Annotated in this window: 22 protein-coding genes and 1 riboswitch; of the genes, 12 read left to right on the plus strand and 10 right to left on the minus strand. The window is 67.2% G+C overall.

What is annotated here, in order from left to right; genetic code table 11:
- The first annotated feature begins 78 nt into the window (after positions 1 to 78).
- From secA2 to gcvP, 11 genes are all read left to right on the plus strand, one after another.
- Positions 79 to 2409, plus strand: coding sequence for an accessory Sec system translocase SecA2 (secA2, locus tag A5753_RS19200; protein WP_067131722.1), 2331 nt, complete (start codon positions 79 to 81; stop codon positions 2407 to 2409).
- A gap of 93 nt (positions 2410 to 2502) precedes the next feature.
- Positions 2503 to 3132 carry a CDP-alcohol phosphatidyltransferase family protein gene (locus A5753_RS19205; protein ID WP_067131725.1) on the plus strand — a complete coding sequence of 210 codons (630 nt, stop codon included), beginning with the start codon at positions 2503 to 2505 and terminating at the stop codon, positions 3130 to 3132.
- Positions 3125 to 4051 (plus strand): DUF881 domain-containing protein, encoded by a 927-nt coding sequence (locus tag A5753_RS19210; protein WP_067131728.1) that lies wholly within the window; start codon positions 3125 to 3127, stop codon positions 4049 to 4051. The genes A5753_RS19205 and A5753_RS19210 overlap by 8 nt, the downstream gene beginning before the upstream one ends.
- A 55-nt stretch (positions 4052 to 4106) precedes the next feature.
- Entirely contained in the window at positions 4107 to 4439 is a 333-nt protein-coding gene (locus A5753_RS19215; RefSeq protein WP_067131731.1) for a small basic family protein, read from the plus strand.
- Between the two features lie 16 nt (positions 4440 to 4455).
- Positions 4456 to 5355 carry a DUF881 domain-containing protein gene (locus A5753_RS19220; RefSeq protein WP_067131734.1) on the plus strand — a complete coding sequence of 300 codons (900 nt, stop codon included), beginning with the start codon at positions 4456 to 4458 and terminating at the stop codon, positions 5353 to 5355.
- Positions 5356 to 5381: 26 nt separating this feature from the next.
- Positions 5382 to 5780 carry a glycine cleavage system protein GcvH gene (gene gcvH, locus A5753_RS19225; protein ID WP_067131737.1) on the plus strand — a complete coding sequence of 133 codons (399 nt, stop codon included), beginning with the start codon at positions 5382 to 5384 and terminating at the stop codon, positions 5778 to 5780.
- Between the two features lie 294 nt (positions 5781 to 6074).
- Positions 6075 to 6536 carry a glycogen accumulation regulator GarA gene (gene garA / locus A5753_RS19230; protein ID WP_007771376.1) on the plus strand — a complete coding sequence of 154 codons (462 nt, stop codon included), beginning with the start codon at positions 6075 to 6077 and terminating at the stop codon, positions 6534 to 6536.
- A complete protein-coding gene (locus tag A5753_RS19235; RefSeq protein WP_067131740.1) occupies positions 6536 to 7282 on the plus strand; it encodes a MerR family transcriptional regulator in 747 nt (248 codons plus the stop codon). Before garA ends, A5753_RS19235 begins: the two co-directional genes overlap by 1 nt.
- Before the next feature lie 113 nt (positions 7283 to 7395).
- The gene (locus A5753_RS19240) at positions 7396 to 7890 is read left to right on the plus strand and encodes a bifunctional nuclease family protein (RefSeq protein WP_007771374.1); all 495 of its coding nucleotides are present in this window, start codon (positions 7396 to 7398) and stop codon (positions 7888 to 7890) included.
- A 276-nt stretch (positions 7891 to 8166) separates the two neighbouring features.
- Positions 8167 to 8796, plus strand: coding sequence for a MerR family transcriptional regulator (locus A5753_RS19245; protein ID WP_067131743.1), 630 nt, complete (start codon positions 8167 to 8169; stop codon positions 8794 to 8796).
- 51 nt (positions 8797 to 8847) lie between these two features.
- Positions 8848 to 8945, plus strand: a riboswitch (glycine riboswitch).
- A gap of 174 nt (positions 8946 to 9119) precedes the next feature.
- The gene (gene gcvP, locus A5753_RS19250; RefSeq protein WP_067131746.1) at positions 9120 to 11960 is read left to right on the plus strand and encodes an aminomethyl-transferring glycine dehydrogenase; all 2841 of its coding nucleotides are present in this window, start codon (positions 9120 to 9122) and stop codon (positions 11958 to 11960) included.
- Between the two features lie 19 nt (positions 11961 to 11979).
- Here gcvP and A5753_RS19255 read toward each other — a convergent pair whose 3' ends face one another.
- From A5753_RS19255 to A5753_RS19300, 10 genes are all read right to left on the minus strand, one after another.
- On the minus strand, positions 11980 to 12624 hold the full coding sequence (locus A5753_RS19255; RefSeq protein ID WP_067131749.1) for a TetR/AcrR family transcriptional regulator: 645 nt from the start codon (positions 12622 to 12624) through the stop codon (positions 11980 to 11982).
- Positions 12625 to 12671: 47 nt separating this feature from the next.
- The gene (locus A5753_RS19260) at positions 12672 to 13562 is read right to left on the minus strand and encodes an oxygenase MpaB family protein (protein ID WP_067131752.1); all 891 of its coding nucleotides are present in this window, start codon (positions 13560 to 13562) and stop codon (positions 12672 to 12674) included.
- A gap of 192 nt (positions 13563 to 13754) precedes the next feature.
- On the minus strand, positions 13755 to 15878 hold the full coding sequence (locus tag A5753_RS19265) for a substrate-binding domain-containing protein (RefSeq protein ID WP_067131755.1): 2124 nt from the start codon (positions 15876 to 15878) through the stop codon (positions 13755 to 13757).
- A 100-nt stretch (positions 15879 to 15978) separates the two neighbouring features.
- Positions 15979 to 18174 (minus strand): malate synthase G, encoded by a 2196-nt coding sequence (locus A5753_RS19270; RefSeq protein ID WP_067131758.1) that lies wholly within the window; start codon positions 18172 to 18174, stop codon positions 15979 to 15981.
- A gap of 280 nt (positions 18175 to 18454) precedes the next feature.
- Positions 18455 to 19495: a hemolysin family protein gene (locus A5753_RS19275; RefSeq protein WP_067131761.1), complete on the minus strand. Its 1041-nt coding sequence runs from the start codon at positions 19493 to 19495 to the stop codon at positions 18455 to 18457.
- The gene (locus tag A5753_RS19280; protein WP_067131763.1) at positions 19492 to 20862 is read right to left on the minus strand and encodes a hemolysin family protein; all 1371 of its coding nucleotides are present in this window, start codon (positions 20860 to 20862) and stop codon (positions 19492 to 19494) included. The genes A5753_RS19275 and A5753_RS19280 overlap by 4 nt, the downstream gene beginning before the upstream one ends.
- Positions 20863 to 21120: 258 nt before the next feature.
- Positions 21121 to 22557 (minus strand): GuaB1 family IMP dehydrogenase-related protein, encoded by a 1437-nt coding sequence (locus A5753_RS19285; RefSeq protein WP_067131766.1) that lies wholly within the window; start codon positions 22555 to 22557, stop codon positions 21121 to 21123.
- Between the two features lie 52 nt (positions 22558 to 22609).
- Positions 22610 to 24079: an NADP-dependent phosphogluconate dehydrogenase gene (gndA, locus tag A5753_RS19290; RefSeq protein ID WP_067131769.1), complete on the minus strand. Its 1470-nt coding sequence runs from the start codon at positions 24077 to 24079 to the stop codon at positions 22610 to 22612.
- Between the two features lie 103 nt (positions 24080 to 24182).
- Positions 24183 to 25133: a M56 family metallopeptidase gene (locus A5753_RS19295; RefSeq protein WP_067131772.1), complete on the minus strand. Its 951-nt coding sequence runs from the start codon at positions 25131 to 25133 to the stop codon at positions 24183 to 24185.
- 14 nt (positions 25134 to 25147) lie between these two features.
- Positions 25148 to 25567 carry a BlaI/MecI/CopY family transcriptional regulator gene (locus A5753_RS19300; RefSeq protein WP_067131775.1) on the minus strand — a complete coding sequence of 140 codons (420 nt, stop codon included), beginning with the start codon at positions 25565 to 25567 and terminating at the stop codon, positions 25148 to 25150.
- Between the two features lie 317 nt (positions 25568 to 25884).
- Between A5753_RS19300 and A5753_RS19305 the strand changes: the two genes are divergently transcribed.
- The gene (locus tag A5753_RS19305) at positions 25885 to 26313 is read left to right on the plus strand and encodes a PaaI family thioesterase (RefSeq protein WP_369829340.1); all 429 of its coding nucleotides are present in this window, start codon (positions 25885 to 25887) and stop codon (positions 26311 to 26313) included.
- The last annotated feature ends 53 nt before the right edge of the window (positions 26314 to 26366 follow it).

The raw sequence follows: 26366 nt of genomic DNA on the forward strand, positions 1-26366 counted from the left end.
CTCCTCACGCCGCTCGCGGCCTGCATCGTCACCGACTGGCCTGAGTCCACGCGGCGGCCCACCGCGTACCGTTGACCTGTGCCTAAGACGACTCGCGCTCAACCCGGCCGGCTGAGCAGCCGCTTTTGGAAGCTGCTCGGCGCCAGCACCGAAAAGGATCGCAGCCGCTCCCTCACCCAGGTCAACGACTCGTCGGAGTACGACGACGAGGCGGCCGGTCTTACCGACGAGCAGCTGCGCAAGGCCGCCGGGCTGCTCAATCTCGATGACCTCGCGGATTCCGAGGACGTCCCGCAGTTCCTCGCCATCGCCCGGGAGGCGGGCGAGCGGGCGAGCGGATTGCGGCCGTTCGACGTTCAGCTGTTAGGCGCCTTGCGCATGCTGGCGGGCGACGTCATCGAGATGGCCACCGGTGAGGGCAAAACGCTCGCGGGCGCGATCGCCGCGGCCGGGTACGCGCTGGCCGGGCGGCACGTGCACGTCGTGACCATCAATGATTACCTGGCCCGCCGTGACGCGGAATGGATGGGTCCCGTCATCGAGGCGATGGGCCTGACCGTCGGCTGGATCACCGCCGAGTCCACCAGCGACGAACGCCGGGCCGCCTACGGCTGCAACGTGACCTACGCGTCGGTTAACGAGATCGGCTTCGACGTGCTGCGCGATCAGCTGGTGACCGACGTCGCCGACCTGGTATCGCCCAATCCCGACGTGGCCCTGATCGATGAGGCCGACTCGGTGCTGGTCGATGAGGCGCTGGTGCCGCTCGTGCTGGCCGGGACCACCCACCGGGAGACGCCGCGACTGGAGATCATCGAGCTGGCCGGCCAGCTGGAGGCCGGCACCGATTACGACACCGACGCCGACAGCCGCAATGTCCACCTGACCGAGCTCGGCGCCCGCAAGGTGGAAAAGGCGCTCGGCGGAATCGATCTGTACTCCGAGGAACACGTCGTCACCACGCTGACCGAGATCAACGTCGCGCTGCACGCGCACGTGCTGCTGCAGCGCGACGTGCACTACATCGTCCGCGACGACGCGGTGCACCTGATCAACGCCGCGCGCGGGCGCATCGCGCAACTGCAGCGCTGGCCCGATGGCCTGCAGGCCGCCGTCGAGGCCAAGGAGGGCATCGAGACCACCGAGACGGGCGAGGTGCTGGACACCATCACCGTGCAGGCGCTGATCAACCGCTACGCCACGGTGTGCGGCATGACGGGCACCGCGCTGGCCGCCGGTGAGCAGCTGCGCCAGTTCTACAAGCTCGGTGTGTCACCAATTCCGCCGAATGAGCCCAACATTCGTGAAGACGAATCCGACCGGGTCTACATCACCGCCGCGGCCAAGAACGACGCGATCGTCGCCCACATCGCCGAGGTGAACGAGACCGGGCAACCGGTGCTGGTGGGCACCCGCGATGTGGCCGAATCCGAGGACCTGCATGAGCGGCTGCTGCGCCGCGGCGTGCCCGCGGTGGTGCTGAACGCCAAAAACGACGCCGAGGAAGCCCAGGTGATCGCCGAGGCCGGCAAGTTCGGCGTCGTCACCGTCTCGACGCAGATGGCAGGGCGCGGCACCGACATCCGCCTCGGCGGCTCCGATGAAGCCGACCACGACAGGGTTGCCGAGCTTGGCGGGCTGCACGTCGTCGGGACCGGGCGACACCACACCCAGCGTCTGGACAACCAGCTGCGCGGGCGCGCCGGGCGCCAAGGCGACCCGGGGTCGTCGGTGTTCTTCTCGAGTTGGGAAGACGACGTGGTGGCCGCCAACCTCGACCACAACAAGCTGCCGACGGAAACCGACGAGGACGGCAAGATCGTCAGCCCCAAGGCGGCGGGCCTGCTCGACCACGCACAGCGCGTGGCGGAGGGCCGCATGCTGGACGTGCACGCGAACACCTGGCGCTACAACCAGTTGATCGCCCAGCAGCGCGCCATCATCGTCGATCGCCGTAATACGTTGTTGCGCACCGCGACCGCGCGTGAGGAACTCGCCGCGCTGGCGCCCAAGCGCTACGAGGAGCTGGCCGAGACCGACGGAATCTCCGAAAAGCGCCTGGAGACGATCTGCCGCCAGATCATGCTCTATCACCTCGACCGCGGCTGGGCCGACCATCTGGCGTACCTGGCCGACATCCGGGAGAGCATCCATCTGCGGGCGCTGGGCCGGCAAAACCCGCTGGACGAATTCCACCGGTTGGCCGTCGATGCGTTCGCGTCGCTGGCCGCGGACGCGATCGAGGCGGCCCAGCAGACGTTCGAAACCGCGAACGTGCTCGAGGAAGAGCCCGGATTGGACCTGTCCAAGCTGGCGCGGCCGACGTCGACGTGGACCTACATGGTCAACGACAACCCGCTGTCGGACGACACGCTGTCCACCCTGAGCCTGCCCGGGGTGTTCCGCTAAAGCCGGCAGCTGCGCCGAATGTGCGTGCGGCCGCATGCCGACGCCCGAATTGCGGCCAGCCGCGCACGCGCCGTTGGGCTAAGGTCACGGCTCATGGAGCCGGTGCTTCCGCCCAACCGGGTGCTGACGGTGCCCAACGTGCTCAGCGCTGTCCGCCTGGCGCTGATCCCGGTCTTCGTCTACGCCCTGGTGTTCGAGCACGCCAACGGGTGGGCGGTCGCGATTCTGATGTTCAGCGGCGCCTCGGACTGGGCGGACGGCAAGATCGCGCGCCTGCTCAATCAGTCCTCGCGGCTGGGTGTGCTGCTCGACCCGGCGGTCGACAGGCTCTACATGGTCGCGGTGCCCATCGTGCTGGCCTTCGGCGGGATCGTGCCGTGGTGGTTCGTCATCGTCCTGCTCGCGCGCGACGGTCTGTTGGCAACCACCTTGCCCCTGCTGTGGAGTCGGGGGCTGTCCGCGTTGCCGGTCACCTACATCGGCAAGGCCGCGACGTTCGCGCTGATGTCCGGCTTTCCGCTGGTGCTGCTGGGCGCCTGGGAGGCGCTGTGGAGCCGCGTGATCGGGGCCTGCGGCTGGGCTTTCCTGATCTGGGGTATGTATGCGTACCTGTGGGCGTTCGTGCAGTATGCGGTGCAGATGACCCTCGTGCTGCGACGCATGCCCAAGGTCGACCGCGGTTCTCGCCCGTCGGCCGCGGCGAAGGTGGCTGACCATGGCTGACGCGGACCGCCTGCTCGGCGGTTATGACCCCCATGCCGGTCGCGGCGCGCATGTGGCGTCGCGGCCCACGCTGATCCCGGTGCCGTCGCTGTTGCGCGCCCTGCTGTCGGAGCACCTCGATCCCGGCTATGCCGCGGCGGCGGCCAAACGCGGCGCCGACGGCCGAGCGCGCAGCGGACGCCGGCGCGTCTTCGGTTGGCTCTGGCAGGCCGCGGCGGCGTTGCTGATCGCGACGGTTTTCGCCGCCGCCGTCGCGCAGGCCCGCTCGGTGGCCCCCGGCGTGCGCTCCGCCCAGCAGCTGCTGTTGGGCAATGTGCGGTCGACGGAAGGCTCCGCGGCCAAGCTGAACCAGCGCCGCAGCGAGCTGGCGACGCGCGTCGACGACGTGCGACGCCACGCCCTGGCCGAAGACGCCGAGGGACAACGGCTGCTGAAACGGCTTGACGCGCTGAGCCTGGCGGCCGCCAGCAGCGCGGTCATCGGGCCCGGCCTGAAGGTGACCGTCACCGATCCCGGTGCCGGCCCGAACCTGTCCGACGTATCCAAGCAGCGGGTCAACGGCAGCAGGCAAATCATCCTGGACCGCGATCTGCAGCTGCTGGTCAACTCGTTGTGGGCGAGCGGCGCCGAGGCCATTTCCGTCGGCGGCGTGCGGATCGGGCCGAATGTGACCATTCGGCAGGCCGGCGGCGCGATCCTGGTCGACAACAGCCCGACAAGCAGTCCGTACAGCGTCCTGGCGATCGGACCGCCGCGGGCGATGCGCGATGTCTTCGACAACAGCTCCGGCATGCAGCGGCTGAGGCTGCTACAGATCTCCTACGGTGTCGTGGTTACGGTGGACGCCGCAGACGGTCTGACGCTGCCTGCCGGATCGATACGGGATGTCAAGTTCGCCAAGCAGATTGGGCCACAGTGAGAAAAGTCCTCAACAGACACGTTCCCCTGTGTGAGATGCGACCGGAAAACCAAACATGATCGGTATCGCAGCGCTGGCGATCGGCATCGTGCTGGGCCTGGTTTTTCACCCTGCGGTGCCTGAAGTCGTCCAGCCCTACCTGCCGATCGCGGTGGTCGCGGCGATGGACGCGGTGTTCGGCGGATTACGTGCGTACCTGGAACGGATTTTCGACCCGAAGGTCTTCGTGATCTCCTTCGTGTTCAACGTCTTCGTCGCTGCCCTGATCGTCTACGTCGGCGATCAATTGGGCGTGGGCACGCAGTTGTCCACGGCCATCATCGTCGTGCTGGGTATCCGCATCTTCGGCAATGCCGCCGCCCTGCGCCGTAGGCTGTTTGGGGCGTAACGCAGTTGAGGTCAACGTGAGCCAGGATCCGCCAGACAGCACCGCCGGCCAGGGCGCCGGCGGCGGCCAAAGTGGTGACGGGCCAACCAAGCCCGGTCGCTCGGGGACCGATGCGACGGCTGAGCCGGGTGCGCCGCACGGCCGCCACGAACTGGCCGCGACAAGTCCTCGTCCCGAAATCGGCCCGGTGCACCGCACCGTGCTATCCGGCGTGGTGCGCGGCGGGCGGTCCCGGATGGCCTTCGGCACGCTGGCCGCCATGCTGTGTCTGCTTCTGGGCCTCGCCATCGTCACCCAGGTCCGCCAGACCGAGTCGGGTGACTCACTCGAGACGGCCCGTCCCGCAGACCTTCTGGTGCTGCTGGATTCGTTGCGACAGCGCGAAGGCACGCTCAACACCGAGGTGAACGAGCTACAGAACACGCTGAATTCATTGCAGGCGTCCGGAAACAACGACCAGGCCGCCATCCAATCCGCACAGACCCGGCTGGCGGCACTGTCCATTCTGGTCGGGGCGGTCGGCGCCACCGGGCCTGGCGTCACGGTCACCATCGACGACCCCGCACCCGGGGTGTCGCCCGAGGCGATGCTCGACGTGATCAACGAGTTGCGCGCCGCCGGCGCCGAGGCGATCGAAGTCAACGACGCGCACCAATCGGTGCGAGTGGGTGTCGACACGTGGGTGGTAGGTACGCCTGGGTCGCTGATCATCGACACCAAGACACTGTCTCCGTCGTATTCGATTCTGGCGATTGGCGATCCGCCTACCCTCGCCGCGGCCATGAACATTCCCGGTGGCGCGCAGGACACCGTCAAACGCGTCGGTGCGCGAATGTCCGTCCAGCAGGCCGACCGCGTGGACGTGACCACCTTGCGGCAACCAAAACCGCACCAATACGCTCAGCCCGTCAAGTGAGCGCCATCAACAGAACAGGATCACCCGTGAGCGATATCCCACCCGACCTGCGCTACACCGCCGAACATGAATGGGTTCGCCGCAGCGGGGATGACACCGTGCGAGTGGGCGTCACCGATTTTGCGCAGTCGGCGTTGGGCGATGTCGTCTTCGTTCAGTTGCCCGACGTGGGCAGCGAAGTGACCGCGGGCGAATCCTTCGGCGAGGTCGAGTCGACGAAATCGGTGTCGGACTTGTACGCCCCGGTGTCGGGCACGGTGTCGGCGGTCAACACCGATCTGGACGGCAGCCCGCAACTGGTGAACTCCGACCCGTACGGGGCCGGCTGGTTGCTGGATGTGCAGGTCTCCGAAGTCGGCGAATTGGAGTCGGCGATTGCTTCGCTACTGGACGCTGAGGCCTACCGCGGAACGCTGACCGAATGACGATTGCTAGTGTCCCTGCAGCCCCGCACAGCGCGCGAGCGGTGCGGCCGGGGTGCGGGGGAGTCGAAGTTTCGGATCGTCAGGTGGTGGGCGCATTGCAAGCCGGTGCGCGGTACCGTCGACACATCGACCTTTGAGAACCTTCGTAGATCGCTGAAAGACACGTGAAAGACACTTGCAAGTAGAAGACGGCAGTAATCGGCATACCGGGCAAAGAAACCTGGTGCGAAAGCCGGCCGAGCGGCCCGGACAGACAACGCCACAGCAGCCAGTGAGGAGCAGCGGGTGACGGACATGGACAACGACCAGAATTCGGACGAAGTCACGGTAGAGACGACTTCTGTCTTCCGTGCCGACTTCCTCAACGAGCTGGACGCTCCTGCACAAGCGGGAACCGAGAGTGCGGTATCCGGAGTCGAGGGACTCCCCGCCGGCTCGGCGTTGCTGGTCGTCAAGCGGGGACCGAACGCGGGTTCTCGCTTTTTGCTGGACCAGCCCACCACGTCCGCCGGTCGCCATCCCGACAGCGACATTTTTCTCGACGACGTAACCGTCAGTCGTCGGCACGCCGAATTCAGGTTGGAAAACAACGAATTCAGCGTGGTCGACGTTGGTAGTCTCAACGGCACTTACGTCAACCGTGAGCCCGTGGACTCGGCGGTGCTTGCCAACGGTGACGAAGTGCAGATCGGCAAGTTCCGCTTGGTGTTTCTGACCGGACCCAAGCAGGGTGAGGATGGAGGATCTTCAGGCTAGTGAGCGCACCCGATAGCTCGGCACTGGCCGGGATGTCGATTGGGGCGGTCCTGGAACTGCTGAGGCCGGACTTCCCCGATGTCACCATCTCCAAGATCCGCTTCCTGGAGGCCGAGGGTCTGGTGACGCCGCAGCGGGCTGCGTCGGGATACCGAAGGTTCACCGCATACGACTGCGCGCGGTTGCGGTTCATCCTTACCGCGCAACGTGATCACTACCTGCCACTGAAGGTCATCAGGGCGCAACTGGACGCCCAACCCGACGGCGAGCTGCCGCCCGTCCGAACGTCGTATTCCCCCCCGCGCCTGGTGTCCGTAGCGGCAACCGGGGAGGCCGCGGATTCGGGCTCGGACAGCTCTGCGGTGGCCCCGACCCACGTCCGGCTGAGCCGCGAAGAACTGCTGAATCGCGCCGGCGTCGACGACGACCTGCTCACCGCGCTCCTCAAGGCCGGAGTCATCACCACCGGACCCGCCGGTTTCTTCGACGAGCACGCCGTCGTCATCCTGCAATGCGCGCGGGCGCTGTCGGATTACGGTGTCGAGCCGCGGCATCTGCGCGCGTTCCGCTCGGCCGCCGATCGGCAGTCGGATCTGATCGCGCAAATTGCCGGTCCGATAGTCAAAGCCGGCAAGGCCGGCGCCCGCGATCGCGCCGACGATTTGGCGCGCGAAGTCGCGGCACTCGCCATCACGTTGCACACGTCGTTGGTCAAATCCGCCGTTCGCGACGTTCTGGATCGCTGAGGACTAGACTTCGGTCGACAGCTTGGTTTTCGGCAGTAGGGCGGACTTTTGACCTCGCCGTCCCTGGCGGCTACCAATGCAACCGGCGCCACTAATGCGGAGGGCAGACACAAATGGGTGAGGTTCGTGTTGTCGGCATTCGCGTCGAGCAGCCGCAAAACCAGCCGGTGCTGTTACTGCGCGAAACGAACGGTGACCGTTACCTTCCGATCTGGATCGGTCAGTCGGAGGCCGCCGCCATCGCGCTCGAGCAGCAGGGCGTCGAGCCCCCCCGCCCGTTGACGCACGATCTGATCAGGGATGTTATTGCCGCGCTTGGGCATTCGCTGAAAGAGGTGCGGATCGTCGATCTGCAAGAGGGCACTTTCTACGCCGACCTGGTTTTCGACCGCAACATCACCGTGTCGGCCCGTCCGTCCGACTCGGTGGCGATCGCCCTGCGGGTCGGCGTTCCGATCTACGTCGAAGAAGGCGTGCTCGCCCAGGCCGGGCTCTTGATCCCGGACGAGAGCGACGAGGAAGGCGGCACCGCCGTGCGCGAGGACGAGGTGGAGAAGTTCAAGGAATTCCTCGACAGCGTGTCTCCGGACGATTTCAAAGCCACCTAGCGCAAACCCGTTACGACCAGCACTTGGGACGGCGGGGCGGCTGGTCTAGCCTGGAAAGCGACATCACGGATCCGTCTCAAACCACACCTAGATGTCGACACGCTGGTTGATAGCCCGCCCACATCGCCTCGCGGCGGCCATACTTTGTTCGCGACTACAGGCGCGGCGGCTATCGGAAAGCGTAAGCTCTACTAGCACTCGGCCTGAGCAAACGTGGCTGCACAGCAGCCAGGGACGCAGCTAACGACGAGAGCGCGATCGCGGAGAGGAACCACCGTGAGCGAGCAGCCACGCCAAGAGCAGCTCAATCTAGCTGAGACCGGCAGCCCGGCGACCAGTGACCGCAGCGTCACCGTAGCCAGCGCACCCGTGCAGCCCGGACTTTTCCCGGACGACTCCGTGCCCGACGAGCTGGTCGGCTACCGCGGTCCGAGTGCCTGCCAGATCGCCGGCATCACGTATCGACAGCTGGACTACTGGGCACGCACCTCGCTGGTGGTCCCGTCGATCCGCAGCGCGGCAGGCTCCGGCAGCCAGCGGCTCTATTCGTTCAAGGACATCCTGGTCCTCAAGATCGTCAAGCGGTTGCTCGATACCGGGATTTCGTTGCACAACATCCGCGTCGCGGTCGATCATCTGCGTCAGCGTGGTGTCCAGGATCTGGCCAACATCACCCTGTTCTCCGACGGCACCACAGTTTACGAGTGCACGTCCGCCGAAGAGGTCGTCGACCTGCTGCAGGGCGGGCAGGGCGTCTTCGGCATCGCCGTGTCGGGCGCCATGCGCGAGCTGACCGGCGTCATCGCCGACTTTCCCGGCGAGCGGGCCGACGGCGGCGAGTCGATCGCCGAGCCAGAGGACGAGCTGGCGCACCGACGCAAGCACCGCGACCGCAAGATCGGCTGACGGCGCGCCCGCGCCCGCGCCTCGAGCAGCCGGGTAAGCTGGGCTGCGCATCGCATTCGAGCGGGAGAGTTTCGTGGCTGCCAGTCACGAACGCCGAAGGAGCAACACCTCTCCGTCAACCTCTCAGGCACCCGGACCGCGCGAATCTCGATGCCTCTGGAAAGCGGTGTGGGCCCTGCGGCCCGCACCCGCCGATGGGGAAAGGCGCGCAGGCAGCATCGGCGCCGAATCTCTCAGGCGCCCGGCGAACGGGTGAAGACAGAGGGAGAGGGCCGATAGTCCTCTGCCGTGATATGTCTTCGTTCGCCTACTCAGGAGCTCCAGTGTCCGATCAATTCACTTTCGCTGCTCGGCACATCGGTCCGGACAGCCACGCCGTCGCCGCCATGCTCGCCGTCATCGGTGTGGACTCGCTGGACGAGCTCGCCGCCAAGGCGGTTCCGGACGGCATCCTGGACCGGCTGACAGACGGTGGCGCCGCGCCCGGTCTCGACCGGCTGCCGCCTCCGGCCAGCGAGGCCGAGGCACTGGCCGAGCTGCGGTCGTTGGCCGAGGCCAACACGGTGGCCGTGTCGATGATCGGGCAGGGTTACTACGACACGCTCACGCCTCCGGTGTTGCTGCGCAACATCTTGGAGAACCCGGCCTGGTACACCGCCTACACGCCCTACCAGCCGGAGATCAGCCAGGGCCGGCTCGAGGCGCTGCTGAATTTCCAGACGATGGTCGCCGACCTCACCGGCCTCGAGGTCGCCAACGCCTCGATGCTCGACGAGGGCACGGCGGCGGCCGAGGCCATGACGTTGATGCACCGATCCGCGACGCGTCGCGCGTCGCAGAACAGCGCCAACCGCCTGGCGGTCGACGCTGACGTCTTCGCCCAAACCGCCGCCATCCTGGCCACCCGGGCCAAGCCGCTGGGCATCGAGATCGTCACCGCCGACCTACGCAGCGGTCTTCCCGACGGTGACTTCTTCGGCGTCATCGCCCAGTTGCCCGGGGCCAGTGGCCGGGTCACCGACTGGTCGGATCTGGTGGAGCAGGCGCACGACCGGGGCGCGCTGATCGCCATCGGCGCCGACCTGCTGGCCATGACGCTCATCACGCCACCGGGTGAGATCGGCGCCGACGTCGCCTTCGGAACTACCCAAAGATTCAGCGTGCCAATGGGATTCGGTGGGCCACACGCCGGATACCTGGCGGTGCACGCCAACCACGCCCGTCAGCTACCGGGCCGGCTGGTCGGTGTGTCGCTGGATGCCGACGGCTCGCCCGCCTACCGCCTCGCGTTGCAGACCCGCGAACAACACATCCGCCGCGACAAGGCGACCAGCAATATCTGCACCGCACAGGTGCTGCTGGCGGTGATGGCCGCGATGTACGCCAGCTACCACGGCGCGGAGGGGCTGACCGCGATGGCGCGCCGCGTGCACGGTCACGCCGAGGCAATCGCCGCCGCGCTCGGCGATGCGTTGGTCCACGACAAGTACTTCGACACCGTCCTGGCCCGGGTGCCCGGACGCGCCGACGAGGTGATCGCCGCGGCCAAGGCCAACGGCATCAACGTGTGGCGGGTCGACGCCGACCACGTGTCGGTGGCCTGCGACGAGGTCACCACCGAGGAGCATGTCGCCGCGGTGCTCGCGGCCTTCGGCGTGCAACCGGCCCAGCCCCGGCGCGCCGGCATCGTCACCCGCACATCGGAGTTCCTCACCCATCCCGCGTTCACCCAGTACCGCACCGAGACGGCGATGATGCGCTACCTGCGTGCGCTGGCCGACAAGGATATTGCCTTGGACCGCAGCATGATCCCGCTCGGATCGTGCACCATGAAGCTGAACGCGACCGCGGAGATGGAGCCAATCACCTGGCCGGAATTCGCCCGTCAGCACCCATTCGCGCCGGCGTCGGACACCGCCGGCCTGCGTCGTCTGATCGCCGACCTGGAGACCTGGCTGGTGCAGATCACCGGCTATGACGCCGTCTCGCTGCAACCCAACGCCGGCTCGCAGGGCGAGTACGCCGGGCTGCTGGCCATTCACGATTACCACGCCAGCCGTGGGGAACCGCACCGCGACATCTGCCTCATCCCGTCCAGTGCGCACGGCACCAACGCGGCGTCGGCGGCCCTGGCCGGCATGCGGGTCGTCGTGGTGGCCTGCCACACCAACGGCGACGTGGACCTCGACGACCTGCGCGCCAAAGTCGGCGAACACCGCGACCGGCTGTCGACGCTGATGATCACGTATCCGTCCACGCACGGCGTCTACGAACACGACATCGCCGAGATCTGTGCGGCCGTGCACGACGCCGGGGGGCAGGTCTACGTCGACGGCGCAAACCTCAACGCCCTGGTGGGGCTGGCGCGGCCGGGCAGGTTCGGCGGCGATGTCAGCCACCTGAACCTGCACAAGACGTTCTGCATTCCGCACGGCGGCGGCGGACCCGGCGTCGGGCCGGTGGCGGTGCGCTCGCACCTGGCGCCGTTCCTGCCGGGGCACCCGCACGCACCCGAATTGCCCCAGGGCCATCCGGTGTCGGCGGCACCGTACGGGTCGGCCTCGATCCTGCCGATCAGCTGGGCCTACATCAGGATGATGGGCGCCGAGGGCTTACGCGCGGCGTCGCTGACCGCGATCGCCTCAGCCAACTACATCGCCCGGCGCCTCGACGAGTACTTCCCGGTGCTCTACACCGGCGAGAACGGGATGGTCGCCCACGAATGCATCCTGGACCTTCGGGGGATCACAAAGTCCACCGGTGTCACCGTCGACGACGTGGCAAAGCGCTTGGCGGACTACGGTTTTCACGCTCCGACCATGAGTTTCCCGGTGGCCGGCACGCTAATGGTGGAGCCCACCGAGAGCGAGACGCTGACCGAGGTCGACGCATTCTGCGACGCCATGATTGCCATTCGCGGCGAGATCGACCGGGTGGGCGCGGGGGAGTGGCCCGTCGACGACAACCCGTTGCGGGGCGCGCCGCACACGGCCGAGTGCCTGGTGATCGGCGATTGGGACCACCCCTACAGCCGGGAGCAGGCGGCCTACCCACTGGGTAAGGAGTTTCGGCCCAAGGTGTGGCCGCCGGTGCGTCGCATCGACGGGGCATACGGCGACCGCAACCTGGTGTGCTCGTGCCCGCCGGTGGAGGCGTTCGCCTGACGATCCCGCCGGCCGAGACTCAGCCGAGCGTCGTCGCGGGCGCCTGCAGCACCAGCGGCACCAGGAAGCGGCGGGCGAAGTCACGGGCCCGGCTCGGGTTGTAGATCGGGATAACGGACTTCGGCGTGTTGATCAGCGAGATGATCAGCCGTCCGATCACCTCGCCGACCACGTCGGTGTCCAGATCGGCCGACAGTTCGCCGCGTTCCTGCCAGCGGCGAAGCCAGGTGGCGATGTAGCCGCGGGTCATGACGATCAGATTCTCATCGGTCAGGTAGGCGGAAAGCTCACCGGCGGCGGGTGATTCGCGGATGCTGCGGGTGAGCAGCTTGGGCGCGGAGGCCTCGTGAACGAAGGCCGCGAAGACTTCGGCGATCCCTTCTTCCGGTGTCGTCGCCCGGCCCGCAACCTCGGAAACCAGAATGCTCAGTCGCAGTGATTCGTCCATGATGGTCAGCCGCACCAGGTTTCGCTTGTGCCGGAAGCGGCGGTAGACCGTGGCCACACCGACGCCGGCGGTGTCGGCGATGTCCTGCATGGTGGTGTTTTGGAACCCGCGCTCGGTGAAGCAGGTGCGTGCGGCGGTGACGATGGTGCGCGCCGTCGGATCCAGGGTGACCAGACCGTCGGGCACCGCACCCAGCAGCATCGCGGGGTCTTCCATCTGGCCTACAAGTGGTCGGGCATCGCCGTGTCGCTCCCTCTGGGTCGTCATACCACGGTTGCGCCGGTGATGTGCCGCAACCGCATGTCCCACACCACCGCTCGCGCACCCAGTCGCATCAAGAACCGCGGCGTGAACAGGTCCAGCACTCCCAAGCAACGCTGCCAGCGGTCGAATCGGCGCTGCTGCGCGTCCGACCATCCGAACCCGAGCTTGTCGCGCAGTTGCACCGGCAGATAGCCCAGCGTCATGAACAGGTTCCAGCTGCCGAACATCCGCGGGATGGGAGCGGGTAAGAAGTTCAGGCGCGCGATGCCGATCAGAAAGCCGCGCATCCGCTCGTCGAAGTCGAGTCGATCGAGTTGGTCCTGCCAGTAGCGGCCGGCGGCCGCCCGGTCGGCGGGCCACATCTCCGGCGGCACCTGCAGCGTGGTCGCGAACACCGATGCCGCCCGGTGAACCGCTTCGGGGTCGCGGCGCGACCGGCCACCCCGCAGCTTGCGGGTGTCCTCGAAGACGGCGGCCATGCAGGAGGCCACCCAGAGCTGTAACTGGGGGTCGAACGCGTTGTAGCGCACCGGGCTGTGCGGACCGGAGCGCACCTGAGCGTGCGCGGCATTGACGGCGTCCCGATACACCCTGCGGTCCTGCGCATTGCCTGCGATGGCCACGGCGATATATGTGAACGTGGTGCGGGCCCGTTTAAAAGGGTGCTTGTGCAGGTTGCCGCTGTCGACTTTGCTTTCCATCACCCCATATGCCACGCCCGAATTCGCCAGTTGCATGACGACGTTCGCCGCCCCATACGCCGGGGTCAACCAGGGCGACATCTCCTCGGCCAAAAACCTGGTGTCCGCGGAATCGGTATCCGCCCGCTGGGCGCGCCGATCCGGCCGGACCGTCGCGAGTTCGGGATCGATGGGTGAAGGATGGGCCACGCCGCCGCCTTCTGATAGAAATCGACACAAATTCTATCGTCGAGTCTCGCACAATCCGAGGCCGTTGGACAGACACGACGAGGGATTCGTCCGGGCCGGTGTAACGGCCGAGGTTTCACCGGGCGACATTGGATCGGCGACGTGCGCCGGCACCGGCCGCCATCAAAAGGCCAGTGCTGCCGACGAACGCCGTCAGCTCAGAAAGGCGTTCACCGCCGCGGCGAGGTCGGGGGACGCCGACGTCGGGAGGTTCTGATAGCTGCCGCCACTGAGTTGGGAGACCGATTCCCAGGTCGCCCGGTCCGGGTCCGTTCCGAAATCGATGACGTTCACCGCGATGGGCTTGGCAGGATCAGCGCTCTTCCGGATGAAGTCCTGCAGCCCCGGCCCGTCCAACGTCTGGTCGGTGTGTGGCCCTGCGGTGATCAACAAGATCGAATTCGTTTGGCCCGCATGATAATTGGTCTGCATATCCTGGTAGAGCATCCGCAGGGTGGTGAAGGACACCGCACCGCCACCCGACGAGTACTGCTTGTCCAGGGCGGCGGCCAGCGCCGCCGCACGAGGCTGGCCGTTGACGGCATCCGACAGCGGGCCGCTCGCCACCTCCGAGCGGCCCTCGTGGCCGTCGAACGTCCACAGGCCGACCACCGCGGTGGGGGGCAGCGCCTTGATCTTGTCCTGTAGCGCCCCCACCACACTGGCCAGCCGGGACTTGCCGCCTTCCTGCGCGGGCATCGACTGGTCGAGCATGATGGTCGTCGCCTGCCCGCTCGACGGGCTCGCCATCGCCTCGGCGAGGGTGGCCCGCATCGGCTCATCGCCCACCGACAGCGCAGCGGGCAGCGCCGGGAAGGTCGTGACCGGACTACTCGGCGGTGTCACGCCGTTGACGCGGAATCCCGCCTTCGCCAGCTTGGCCAGTTGGTCCGATTTGTGCATGAAGCGCGAGAACTCGCTGGCCGCCGACGCCTGTTCTCGGCTCAGCCACGAACCGCTGAGCAGCACGGTGGGGTAGTCAGCCACCGCCGCAGACCCCGGTGGGAGCCAGAATCCCAAGGCGCCCTTGGCGTCTGGCAACGATTGACCACGCTGGAACAGCTGCTGCTCGGTGGTGACCACCGCGTGCACCGGTGCGGTCGCCGCGTCAGGGGGTCCGAGCAGCACGTCCATCGCCTCGGTCAGCGAGTTGTTCGCCAGTTTGGGTTGTGCGCTCAACAGGCTGCGCACCGCGCCGGTGCCTTGCGTCGCAGGGGCGCCAGGCGGTACCGAGGCGGCCGCAACCGCCTCTCCGGCCAGAAAAGATGCGTCCCCGTTGCCGTTCATCGGCAGCGCCAACCGCAGCGAACCCCACCCGGGTAGGTTCAACCCAGCCAACGCATTCGGGTTGGTTTGCAGGCCCGGCAGCGCCGCCCAGTTCTGGTTGGACAGGGCCGGCGCGAGTTGGGGCCGGATGGCCAGAACCACCGGCGAGGTGACCAGCGAATGGCTCTCGGTGACGGTCTTTTGGGCCGTCGCCCCGGCGAGCCGCGCGGCCGAGATCGAACTGCTCGGAATCCACAGGGCCGGCTGGCCGCCCAGCTCCGCGGGCCACTTGCCGATGAAGCCGTTCAGCACGGCATCGGAGTTGGCCGGCTTGACGCTCACCACCATGCAGTGGTCACCGACCGGCCCGGCGGATTTGTTGTAACTCTCCGCTAATTGCTGAACGGGATCGGCGATGGAGGGGTCGGCGACAACGGCCACCGTCTCCTGGCCTCCCACGCAGCGGCCGGCGGCCGTGTGCGAGCGCTTGGACAATGCGTCACCGAAGAAGCTCCACAAGATCACCGATCCCACTACGACGACGACCGCGATCAGCGCGACGATCACGCCGATGCTGACGCCGCGACGGCCGCCCTTACTGCGATGGCCGCCCAGCCGATCGGCCAGCCCACGATGCCCGCCCCTGAACAGCGACGGCGATGAGGCCGGCGGTTCCGAACTCGGCGCGGTCTCCCGCCGGGACGGGAACTCCGGGTAGTCATCGGCGGCGCCGTCGACGAATGAATCCTCAGCCGCGTAGAGACTGTCGTCGTCCGAAGCGAAGCCCTCGTCGTCGCGATGGCGACGCTCGTCGGAAAAGTGATCGTCCTGCGAGTAGTCGCCCTCGTCGGAATAGTCACCCTCATCCGAATAGAGGTCGGCTTCCTCGTCGTCGCCGGGATTCCGGTGGCGATAACCCGCCTCTTCACCTCGCGACGGCTCGTCGACGACGTCGTCGCGAGAAGGTTCGTCGAGGAAGTCGTCAGGGTCGGGCGCACTGTGCCTACCCATAGCAGTGCCCGCGGCCTTTCCGTCGATCCATCGTTGACTCGGCGCCGATTTTAGTCATCGCCGGCACTATGACACGTTCGCACCCGATTTGAGCGCAGGCTCAATTCGACTGCGCGGCGTGTGCCTTGGCTTCGCGCCGGCGCCGATGCAGGATCGGCTCGGTATAACCGTTGGGTTGCTGCGTCCCGGTCAGGATCAAATCCTGCGCGGCGAGGAAGGCCAGGCTGTCGTCGAAGTTCGGCGCCATCGGCAGGTACGCCGCGTCCTTAGCGTTCTGCTCGTCGACCAGTGGGGCCATCCGCTCCAGGCTGGCCCGCACATCCTCCTCGGTGATCACGCCGTGACGCAGCCAGTTGGCCAATAGCTGGCTCGAAATGCGCAGCGTGGCACGGTCTTCCATCAGTGCCACGTCGTGGATGTCGGGCACCTTCGAGCACCCGACGCCCTGCGCGACCCAGCGCACCACGTAGCCCAGGATGGACTGGCAGTTGTTGTCGACCTCTTCGCGGATCTCCTCAGGCGCCCAGGCCAGTTCCTTGGCCAGCGGGATGGTCAGCAGCTCTTCGATCTTGGTGCGCTTCTTGCCGGCCAGCTCCTCTTGCACCGCGCCCACGTCGACGTAGTGGTAATGCATCGCGTGCAGTGTGGCCGCCGTCGGCGACGGCACCCACGCGGTCGTCGCGCCGGCCTTCGGCTGGCCGATCTTCTGCTCGACCATGTCGGCCATCAGCTCGGTCATCGCCCACATGCCCTTGCCGATCTGGGCCTTGCCCTTGAAGCCGGCCGCCAGGCCGATGTCGACGTTGGCGTCCTCATAGGCCTTGATCCACGCGGTGCTCTTCATCGCACCTTTGCGGATCATCGGCCCGGCCTCCATCGAGGTGTGGATCTCGTCACCGGTGCGGTCCAGGAAGCCAGTGTTGATGAACACGACGCGGTCGGCCGCGGCCTTGATGCAGGCCTTGAGGTTGACGGTGGTGCGCCGTTCCTCGTCCATGATGCCGACCTTCAGGGTGCCCTGCGGCAGGCCCAGGACGTCCTCGACGCGGCTGAACAGCTCGCAGGTGTAGGCGACCTCGTCGGGTCCGTGCATCTTGGGCTTGACGATGTAGATGGACCCGGTGCGGCTGTTGGCCAGCGGGCCGTTCGCGTCACCGGTCTTGAGGCCGTGGATCGCGGTCAGCCCGGTAAACAGCGCGTCAATGATGCCCTCGAACACCTCGTTACCCTCGGCGTCGACGATCGCGTCGTTGGTCATCAGGTGACCGACGTTGCGGACGAACAGCAGGCTGCGGCCCGGCAGCGTCAGCTCGCCCTCGCCGTCGGGTGTCTTGTAGGTGCGGTCCTCGTTGAGCACCCGGGTGAAGGTCTTGCCGTCCTTCTTGACCTCTTCGGACAGATCGCCCTTGTTCAGCCCGAGCCAGTTGCGGTAGCCGAGCACCTTGTCGTCGGCGTCGACGGCGGCCACCGAGTCCTCGAAGTCCATGATCGTGGTGATGGCCGATTCCAGGACCACGTCCTTGATGCCCGCGGAGTCGGTCTTGCCGATCGGCGATTCCGGGTCGATCAGGATCTCGATGTGTAGCCCGTGGTTGGCCAGCAACACCGACCAGTTGGGGGATCCGAGCTCGCCGGTGTAGCCGGCGAACTGCTTCGCATCGGCCAGGCCGACGGAGCCGTCGGCGGTCGCGACCTGGAGCTGGCCGTCGTCGACACTGAGCCCCGTTGCGTCGGCCCACGACCCGGATTCCAGCGGCACGGCCTCGTCGAGGAACTTGCGCGCGTAGGCGATCACCTTGTAGCCGCGGACCTTGTTGTAGCTCGTGCCCTTTTCGGCGCCGTCGCTCTCGGGGATGACGTCGGTGCCGTAGAGGGCGTCGTAGAGCGAGCCCCAACGGGCGTTTGCGGCGTTCAGCGCGAACCGCGCGTTGAGCACCGGCACCACCAGCTGCGGGCCGGCGGTCGTGGTGATCTCGTCGTCCACACCGGAAGTCGTGATGGTGAAGTCCGCGGGTTCGGGTAGCAGGTAACCGATTTCGGCGAGGAACTCACGGTACGCCTCGATGTCGAGCGGCTCGATGACACGCTGCCGGTGCCACTTGTCGATCTGTGCCTGCAGCTCGTCACGCCGACGCAGCAGGTCCTGGTTCGTGGGGGTGAGGTCGGTGACCACCTTGTCGACGCCCGCCCAGAAACTGTCGGGGTCGATGTCGGTGCCGGGCAAGGCCTCGTTGTTCACGAAGTCGTAGAGCACTCGGGCGACGCGCAGGTTCCCCGCCGACACGCGATCAGTCATGATTCTCCTCCATCACGGGCCGCACCGGACCATCGTCGGGCCAGATTGGCAATGTCATAAGCCTACCGAGCGCAGCCTGGTGAGCGTTATCCGCACGATCCGCCACAGCAGGTCAGGCCGCGCTGACAGCCCCACGAACGACGCTGCGGGCGAGCACCGGGATCGGTTCCAGCAACGCATGTTCCGCGCCCAAACGGTGCTGCGCCCTCCAGCACTTTCTTAACTGGTAGCCGTGAAGATCATACGGGCTGCGCGCAGCCGCCCCGGCCGGCCAGTGTCACTAGGCGTCCCGCATGGTGCCGACTAGGTCTTCAACCAGGTCTTCCATCGCCACCATGGCGACCACGCCTCCGCCTTCGCCGGTCACCAAGGCCAGATGGCTGTTGCTGCGCCGCATCCGCGACAGGGCGTCGGCCAGGGGCAGTGATCGCGACAGCCGCGGCAGCGCCCGCACCATCGCAAGGTCGATCACCGTGTGCGGATCGTCGCCGAGCGTCAGCACGTCCTTGATGTGCAGATATCCCAGGAAGGCGCCACCGATGCTCGCCACCGGGAACCGGGAGTACCCGGTCTGGGCCAGGGCTTGCTCGACGGCCCCAACGGTCGGACCCGAGCCCGCCGCGGCGACCGGGACGGCGTGCACGTCGGCGAGCGGGACCGCCACGTCACCGACGACGCGGTGACGAATTTGCAGCGCCCGGGTGAGCCGGGTGCGTTCCTCGCGGTCCAGCAAGCCTTCGGACTCCGATTCGGCGATCATCTCGCTGAGCTCCACGGGGGAGACTGTGATCTCCAGCTCGTCCTTGGGTTCGACGCCGAACGCGCGCACCACCGCGCTGGCGCACTTGTTGTAGAACACGATGAACGGCCGGGCGGCGCGCACGTAGGCCAGATATGGCGGAACGAGCAACATCGCGGTGCGCTCCGGGCCGGCCAGTGCGATGTTCTTCGGCACCATCTCGCCCAGCAGCACGTGCAGCGTCACCACGATGGCCAGGGCGATCGCGAACGACAGCGTGTGCAGCAGCGCCGGGTGAATCCCGGTGAGCCCCAGCGCCGTTCGCAGGGAATTGGACACCGCGGACTCGCCGATCCGCCCGAGTAACAGCGACGCCGCCGTAACGCCCAACTGGGCGCCGGCCAGCATGGACGGCAGTTGCTCTCCGGCGCGGATCACGGTGACCGCCGCCGCTCTGCCCTGTTCGGCCAGCGCCTCGAGGCGGTCGCGCCGCGCGGAGATCAGCGAGAACTCCGCGCCGACAAAGAACGCGTTCACCCCGATCAGCAGGCAGGCCAGCAGCAGTCCCAAGGTGTCGCTCATCGGTGTGCCCCCGCCGCGGGGACTTCACCATGACTGCTCAGTTCGACGAGTTCGACCAGGTCGATCCGGCGTCCGTCCATCCGGATAACCGTTGCCTGCCAACGCGTCACCTCAGCCAGCAAGCCGTCCGCGTCCAACGCGGGCAGCGTGATCGTGTCGCCGGCGACCGGAATGTGACCGATCTCGCGCAGCACCAATCCGCCGATGGTCTCGTAGGGGCCTTCGGGCGCCCGGAAACCGATGGCGGTGGCAACCTCGTCGATGCGCAGCAAACCCGATACCCGCCAGCCGGTCCCCGCGGGCACCACGTCCGGAGTCGCGTCGTCGTGCTCGTCGCGAACATCGCCGACGATTTCCTCGATCAGGTCCTCGACGGTCACCATGCCGGCGGTACCGCCGTATTCGTCCACGACCAGCGCGGTTTGCAGGCTGTTGGCCCGGATCTCAGCCATCACCGCGTCGCCGTCCAGAGTTGACGGCACCTTCGGCACGGGTTGGGCCACCGTGATCAGCCGCGTGCGGGCGCGTTCGGTCCGCGGGATGGCGAACACCTGCTTGACGTGCACGATGCCGACCGTCTCGTCGAGGTCGCCGTCGACGATGGGGAAGCGAGAGAATCCGGACTCGGCGGCCGCGGTCACCAGGTCCGCGACCGTATCGTCGGTCTGTAGCGCCACGATCTTGGATCGGGGTGTCATCAATTCCTCGGCGCTCAGGGCGCCGAACTGCAGCGATCGCCGCACCAGGGCCGCCGTGGCGGCGTCCAGGGCGCCGCTGCGCGCAGACGAACGCACCAGCGACAACAGCTCTTGCGGCGATCGAGCCGACCGCAGTTCTTCGGCCGGTTCGACGCCGAGCCGGCGCACGATCCAGTTCGCCGCACCGTTGGTCAACCGGATCGCCGGGGTGAGCAGCAGCGAGAACAACAGCTGGGCGCTCACGACGGCACGGGCCGACGACAGCGGACGCGCCACCGCCAGGTATTTGGGAACGAGCTCGCCGAACACCATCGACACCGACGTCACGATCAGCAACACCAGGAAGGCCATGACGGCGTCGCCGACCCTGTCGGGTATGCCGATCGCGTCCAGCCACGGGTGCGGCAAGTCTTCCACCATTGGATCGGTCAGGTAACCGGCCGCAAGCGTGGTGATCGAGATGCCCAACTGGGCGCCCGACAGTTGGAACGACAGCCGGTGGTGCGCGCGGCGGATCCATCGGTCGCGGCGTCCACCGCCGCGCGCGTTCGCCTCGACAGCGCTGCGGTCCAGGGTGGTCAGCGAGAACTCCGCGGCGACGAAGACGGCGTTGCCGAAGATGAGCACCGCGATCGCCGCAATGCTGACAACGGTGACCGTGACGTTCATGGCCTGCGCCGCCCACCGGCCGAGGGGTCAGGCTTGATGCGCGGAGACGGCGCCGCAGGAGGCTCCCCATCGGGCGATTCGTCTGACGGTCCGTGCGCCCGCACGCCGTTGGCTGGCACGGGTGCCTGCGGCACGTCGATCCTTTCGCTGCCTGGTGGTGGGGCGGTCGCGGTTACTTCCGTCTTTGCTGTCTCATGCTAGCCCGGGTCACGCCCCCGCGGCGCTGCCCAGTGCGGGCCACGCCGTCGCTACGCCGTGTCACCACCCCAGCGGTAGCGGATGCCCCTCGGCGAAGCCCGCCGTCGACTGCACCCCGACCACGACCCGCTCATGCAGCTGGACCAGGTTAGCGGCGCCGACATAGGTGCAGGTGCTGCGCACGCCCGAGGTGATGTGATCGAGCAAATCCTCGACCCCGCCGCGGGCCGGATCCAGCCCCATCCGGGACGTCGAAATGCCTTCCTCGAACAGCGCCTTGCGAGCCCGATCGAACGCGGTGTCGGCGCCGCTGCGTGCCACCACCGCCCGTTTGGAGGCCATGCCGTAGCTCTCCTTGTACGGTTGGTCGTCGCGGTCGCGCATCAGGTCTCCGGGCGACTCGTAGGTGCCGGCGAACCACGACCCGATCATCACGTTGGATGCCCCGGCGGCCAGCGCCAGCGCCACGTCCCTCGGATGCCGGATGCCACCGTCGGCCCACACATGCCCGCCCAATTCTCTTGCCGCCGAAGCGCATTCGACAATGGCGGAGAATTGCGGGCGGCCGACGCCGGTCATCATCCGGGTGGTGCACATCGCGCCCGGGCCGACACCGACCTTGACGATGTTCGCGCCGGCGCCCAGCAGATCGCGGGTGCCCTCAGCCGAGACCACGTTGCCAGCGGCAAGCGGCACACCCAGCTGTAGCGCCGCGACCGTCCGGATCGCCTCGATCGTCTTCACCTGATGCCCGTGCGCCGTGTCGATGACCAATAGATCGATGCCTGCCTCGACCAGCGATCGGGCCTTGGCTCCGACATCGCCGTTGATTCCTACGGCCGCGCCCACCCGCAGCCGGCCCCGGGCGTCGACGGCAGGGGTATACAGGCCCGCGCGGATGGCACCGGTACGGGTCAGCACGCCGGCCAGCGTTCCGTCGGCATTCGTCACGACCGCGACGCCGATGGGCGACTGCTCGAGCAGGTCGAAGACCTTGCGCGGCTCGGTTCCCACCGGGGCGGCGACGAAGTCGGTGAGCGCGACGTCGCGCACCCGGGTGAAGCGATCCACGCCCAGGCACGACGATTCGCTCACCAGACCCAGCGGTCGGCCCTCGAAGGCGACCACGGCGACACCGTGCGCGCGCTTGTGGATCAGCGCCGTCGCGTCGGATACCGAGTCGTCGGGCGCGAGCACCACCGGGGTGTCGAGCACCAGGTCGCGGCTCTTGACGAACCCCACCGTCTGCTGCACCGCGGTGATCGGGAGATCCTGCGGCAGGATGACGAGGCCGCCGCGCCGCGCAATCGTCTCGGCCATCCGGCGCCCCGCCACCGCGGTCATGTTGGCGACGATGATGGGGATCGTCGTGCCCGAGCCGTCAGTGGTGGACAGGTCGACGTCAAAGCGGGACGCGACCTCCGAACGGTTCGGCATCACGAACACGTCGTTGTAGGTCAAATCGTATGCGGGACTGTGCCCGTCGAGAAATCTCATCGCAGTCGTCCCACCAATTCAAGCCCCCTTCACGCCCTCGCGTGTCGCCCGGCTACGCGGGCACTTCGGTGCGATCTCCGCTCCACAGTGTGTGGAAGCGCTTCTCCGGGTCGTCGTCGATCCGGCCGTAGGTGTGCGCGCCGAAGAAGTCCCGCAACCCCTGGGTGAGCGCGGCGGGCAGCCGCTCGGTGCGCAGCGCGTCGTAATAGGACAGCGCCGAGGCAAACCCCGGGATCGGGATGCCGAGTTCGGTGGCCTTCACCACCACCCGGCGCCAGCTGTCGATGGATTCCTCGATGGCGCTGCGGAAGTAGGGCGCGACGATCAGGCTCGGCAGGTCGGCGTCGGAGTCGAACGCCTCCTTGATCCTGTTGAGGAACTTTGCGCGGATGATGCAACCGCCGCGCCAGATGGTCGCCATGTCGCCCGGGGTGATGCCCCAGTCGTACTCGACGCTGCCCGCCTGGATCTGGTTGAAGCCCTGAGCGTAGGCGATGATCTTCGACGCATACAGCGCCTTGCTCACGTCATCGATGAACTGCGTTGCATCGCTTGGCTTTTCGCCCAGCTTGCCGGAGGCCAGGCCGGTGGTGGCCTTGCGCTGGGCGACCGAGCCGGATAGGGCTCGGGCGAACACCGCCTCGGCGATGCCGGTCACCGGCACACCGAGATCGAGCGCCGACTTCACCGTCCAGCGTCCGGTGCCCTTCTGCTCGGCCTCGTCGAGGATGAGGTCGACCAGTGGCTTGCCGGTCTTGGCGTCGGTCTGGCGCAGCACCTGGGCGGTGATCTCGATCAAAAAGCTGTCCAGGTCACCCTTGTTCCACTCGGCGAACACGTCGGCGATCTCGGGGGCGGACTTGCCCAGCCCGTCGCGCAACAACTGGTAGGCCTCGCCGATCAGCTGCATGTCGGAGTACTCGATGCCGTTGTGCACCATCTTGACGAAGTGCCCGGCGCCGTCGGGGCCGATGTGGGTGCAGCACGGCACGCCGTCGACGTGGGCAGAGATCTCCTCGAGCAGCGGGCCCAGCGACTTGTAGGACTCGGCGGGGCCTCCCGGCATGATCGACGGCCCGTTCAGCGCTCCCTCCTCGCCGCCGGAGATGCCGGCGCCGACGAAATGCAGCCCGCGCTCGCGCATCGCCTTCTCGCGGCGGATGGTGTCGGTGTAGAGGGCGTTGCCGCCGTCGATGATGATGTCGCCTTCTTCCATGGCGTCGGCGAGCTCGTTGATGACGGCATCAGTGGGGTCGCCGGCCTTGACCATGATCAGCACCCGGCGCGGCTTCTCCAGCGCATCCAGGAATTCCGCGATGGATTCCGAACGCACGAACTTGCCCTCGTCGCCGTGCTCTTCGAGCAGCACATCGGTTTTGGCGATCGAGCGGTTGTGCAGCGCCACGGTGTAGCCGTGCCGGGCGAAGTTGCGGGCGATGTTGGAACCCATCACGGCCAGGCCCGTGACGCCGATCTGCGCGCTGCCGGTCTTGGATCCGGAGTGGGCATCCGACGAACTCATGTTTTCGCCTCTCAATTAGGAGAACCTCTTTCGGCAAAAGCCTTCGGTGACACTGTGGCACAGCGAACACTCGGGCGTCCGGGGTGATCGGCTCTCGGCGGCCTCAGAGGTTGAACAAGCGTTCCAGCTCGGTGAGCCACGGGACGGCCAGCGCGATCGTGGGCACCACGAATATCGCCGCCGCGGCCAGGTATGCGGCCGCCGACAACAGCGGGCTGTTGCCGCGGCCGCCGAGCCGTCGCACCCTGAGCACCGTGCTCGGGCCGCTGGCCGCGAGTGCGCCCGACGGGGCCCGTCCCGATGCGCATGCGACCAGCGCCCGGGCCAGGGGAGCGCGACCCGCGGCGCGGACCGCCGCATCGTCGGCGAGCAGCTCGACCAGAAGCTGGACCGCACCGAGCGCGTTGGCGCTGCGGACCAGCCGCGGGAAGGCCGCGTGCACGGCGGTGAACGCCTCCAGCACCAGGTCGTGCCGCGCCCGCAGATGGGCGCGCTCGTGGGTGAGGATCGCCTCGACTTCGGGATCTGCGAGCGTGCTCAGCGTTCCCTCGCTGACCACCACGCGGCTGCGAACGCCCGGCAGGCAGTAGGCGAGCGGTTGCGGGACGTCCAGCACGCGCAGATCGCGGGTGCGGGCGCAGGGCTGGGACTTCGCGGCGCCGTGGCCGACCCCGACCAGGTCGACGACCATGCGGTGGTGGGCCCGTCGCTTCCGGTTGGCGATGGCCACTTGGACTACCGCGACCGTCAGCCGGGCGCCGACCAGCAAGGTCAGGGCGAACACGCTGATGTAGAGCGCCCACAGCGGCCAGCCGAGGCGGTCGGCCGCGCCGACGATACTGGTCGTGGGCCGCCCGTCGCGGCCGGGCACCAGCAAGCGGGTGGCGATCGAGATGCCGGCGCTGAACGCCGACAGGACCGCGGCCAGTGCAACGGCCTGCCAGAGCACCATTGCGGCGCGGGGAGCGCGCAGCGGCCAGCGCGCGCGTGCCAACATCGCCGGCACCGGGCCGGTCAGTAGCACCGCGATGATGGTGAAAGCCAGCGCGGACACACTGTCAGTGTCCCTCAGCCCTCCGGGCCAGCGCCAGCAGATGTCGAGTTCTTGCGTTGATTGGCTTCCAGTTCGGCCAGTGCGCGCCGCAGCGCCTCCGCCTCGTCGGCGCCGACACGTTCGACGAAGTGCACCAGTGCGGCCTTTCTGCCGCCAGGGTCTTCCGCCTGGGCCAGCGCGTCGACCATGAGTCCGGCGACCAATTCGTCGCGACCGTGCACCGGTGCGTACCGGTGCGCCCGATCGTCGCGAATCTGGGACACCAGGTTCTTTTTAGCCAACCGCTGCAGCACGGTCATGATCGTGGTGTAGGCCAGGTCGCGCTGTGCCGACAACGCCTCATGGACCTGGCGAACGGTCTGAGGGTCGGGCGTGGACCACAGATGGTCCATGACGGCCCGTTCCAGATCCCCCAGCCGTGTCAGTTTGGCCATAGTTCGTTCATCTCCTGAGCGTCGAATCAAGAGTACTCCGGCTTACTACCGACGGTCGTACGGAAGGCTGACAAATCACTGTGTCGGCCGCCGTGGGCTCCGCCGCGAACACAAGAACCATACCGCTTGCAAAGTTAGGGCAGCCTTGCCTATGCTTATCGAGTCGAGCGATACGGACCGTGTGAGTGTCCTGAGGGCTGCAGCGACCCCCGGTCTACTCGATCGGCGAGCCCCGTGCCCTAAGGGTGCGGGGCTCAGCCGTTTTCGGAGCTCGCCTTCCGCCGCGAGCGTGCTTGCGGCGGCCATGGTGTAGACACATGGACGTGCCAGACCCGCAGAAAACGATCCTCCCGCCGGACTTCGCCGCACCCTTCGACCGTGAGATCGGGCTGCAATTCACGGAACTCAGCCCCGACGGCGCGCGCGCCCAGCTCGAGGTGACGCCCAAGCTGTTGCAGCCGATGGGTTTGGTTCACGGTGGCGTTTACTGCTCGATGATCGAGAGCATGGCCAGCGTGGCCGCCTACACGTGGTTGGCCACCCGCGGCGGCGGAAATGTGGTGGGCGTCAACAACAACACCGACTTCCTGCGCTCCATCGGCTCGGGCATGGTGTACGGCAGCGTCGAGCCCATCCACCGCGGCCGAAGCCAGCAATTGTGGTTGGTCACCATCACCGACAGCGACGACCGGGTCGTCGCCCGCGGTCAAGTGCGACTGCAGAATCTCGAGATTCGCGAAGGCTGATCAGCCGCGGCGCGCGGCCCTTGGTGAAACACGCTCTCCCGCACCCTTATTGG

The organism is Mycobacterium sp. 852002-51971_SCH5477799-a, from assembly GCF_001667145.1.
GTDB lineage: Bacteria > Actinomycetota > Actinomycetes > Mycobacteriales > Mycobacteriaceae > Mycobacterium.

Coding starts and splice junctions, on each gene's coding strand:
- A5753_RS19205 (WP_067131725.1), top strand. CDS start 2,503: ATGGAGCCGGTGCTTCCGCCCAACCGGGTGCTGACGGTGCCCAACGTG.
- A5753_RS19210 (WP_067131728.1), top strand. CDS start 3,125: ATGGCTGACGCGGACCGCCTGCTCGGCGGTTATGACCCCCATGCCGGT.
- A5753_RS19215 (WP_067131731.1), top strand. CDS start 4,107: ATGATCGGTATCGCAGCGCTGGCGATCGGCATCGTGCTGGGCCTGGTT.
- garA (WP_007771376.1), top strand. CDS start 6,075: ATGGACAACGACCAGAATTCGGACGAAGTCACGGTAGAGACGACTTCT.
- A5753_RS19240 (WP_007771374.1), top strand. CDS start 7,396: ATGGGTGAGGTTCGTGTTGTCGGCATTCGCGTCGAGCAGCCGCAAAAC.
- A5753_RS19255 (WP_067131749.1), bottom strand. CDS start 12,624: ATGGAAGACCCCGCGATGCTGCTGGGTGCGGTGCCCGACGGTCTGGTC.
- A5753_RS19265 (WP_067131755.1), bottom strand. CDS start 15,878: ATGGGTAGGCACAGTGCGCCCGACCCTGACGACTTCCTCGACGAACCT.
- A5753_RS19270 (WP_067131758.1), bottom strand. CDS start 18,174: ATGACTGATCGCGTGTCGGCGGGGAACCTGCGCGTCGCCCGAGTGCTC.
- A5753_RS19275 (WP_067131761.1), bottom strand. CDS start 19,495: ATGAGCGACACCTTGGGACTGCTGCTGGCCTGCCTGCTGATCGGGGTG.
- A5753_RS19280 (WP_067131763.1), bottom strand. CDS start 20,862: ATGAACGTCACGGTCACCGTTGTCAGCATTGCGGCGATCGCGGTGCTC.
- A5753_RS19285 (WP_067131766.1), bottom strand. CDS start 22,557: ATGAGATTTCTCGACGGGCACAGTCCCGCATACGATTTGACCTACAAC.
- gndA (WP_067131769.1), bottom strand. CDS start 24,079: ATGAGTTCGTCGGATGCCCACTCCGGATCCAAGACCGGCAGCGCGCAG.
- A5753_RS19300 (WP_067131775.1), bottom strand. CDS start 25,567: ATGGCCAAACTGACACGGCTGGGGGATCTGGAACGGGCCGTCATGGAC.
- A5753_RS19305 (WP_369829340.1), top strand. CDS start 25,885: ATGGACGTGCCAGACCCGCAGAAAACGATCCTCCCGCCGGACTTCGCC.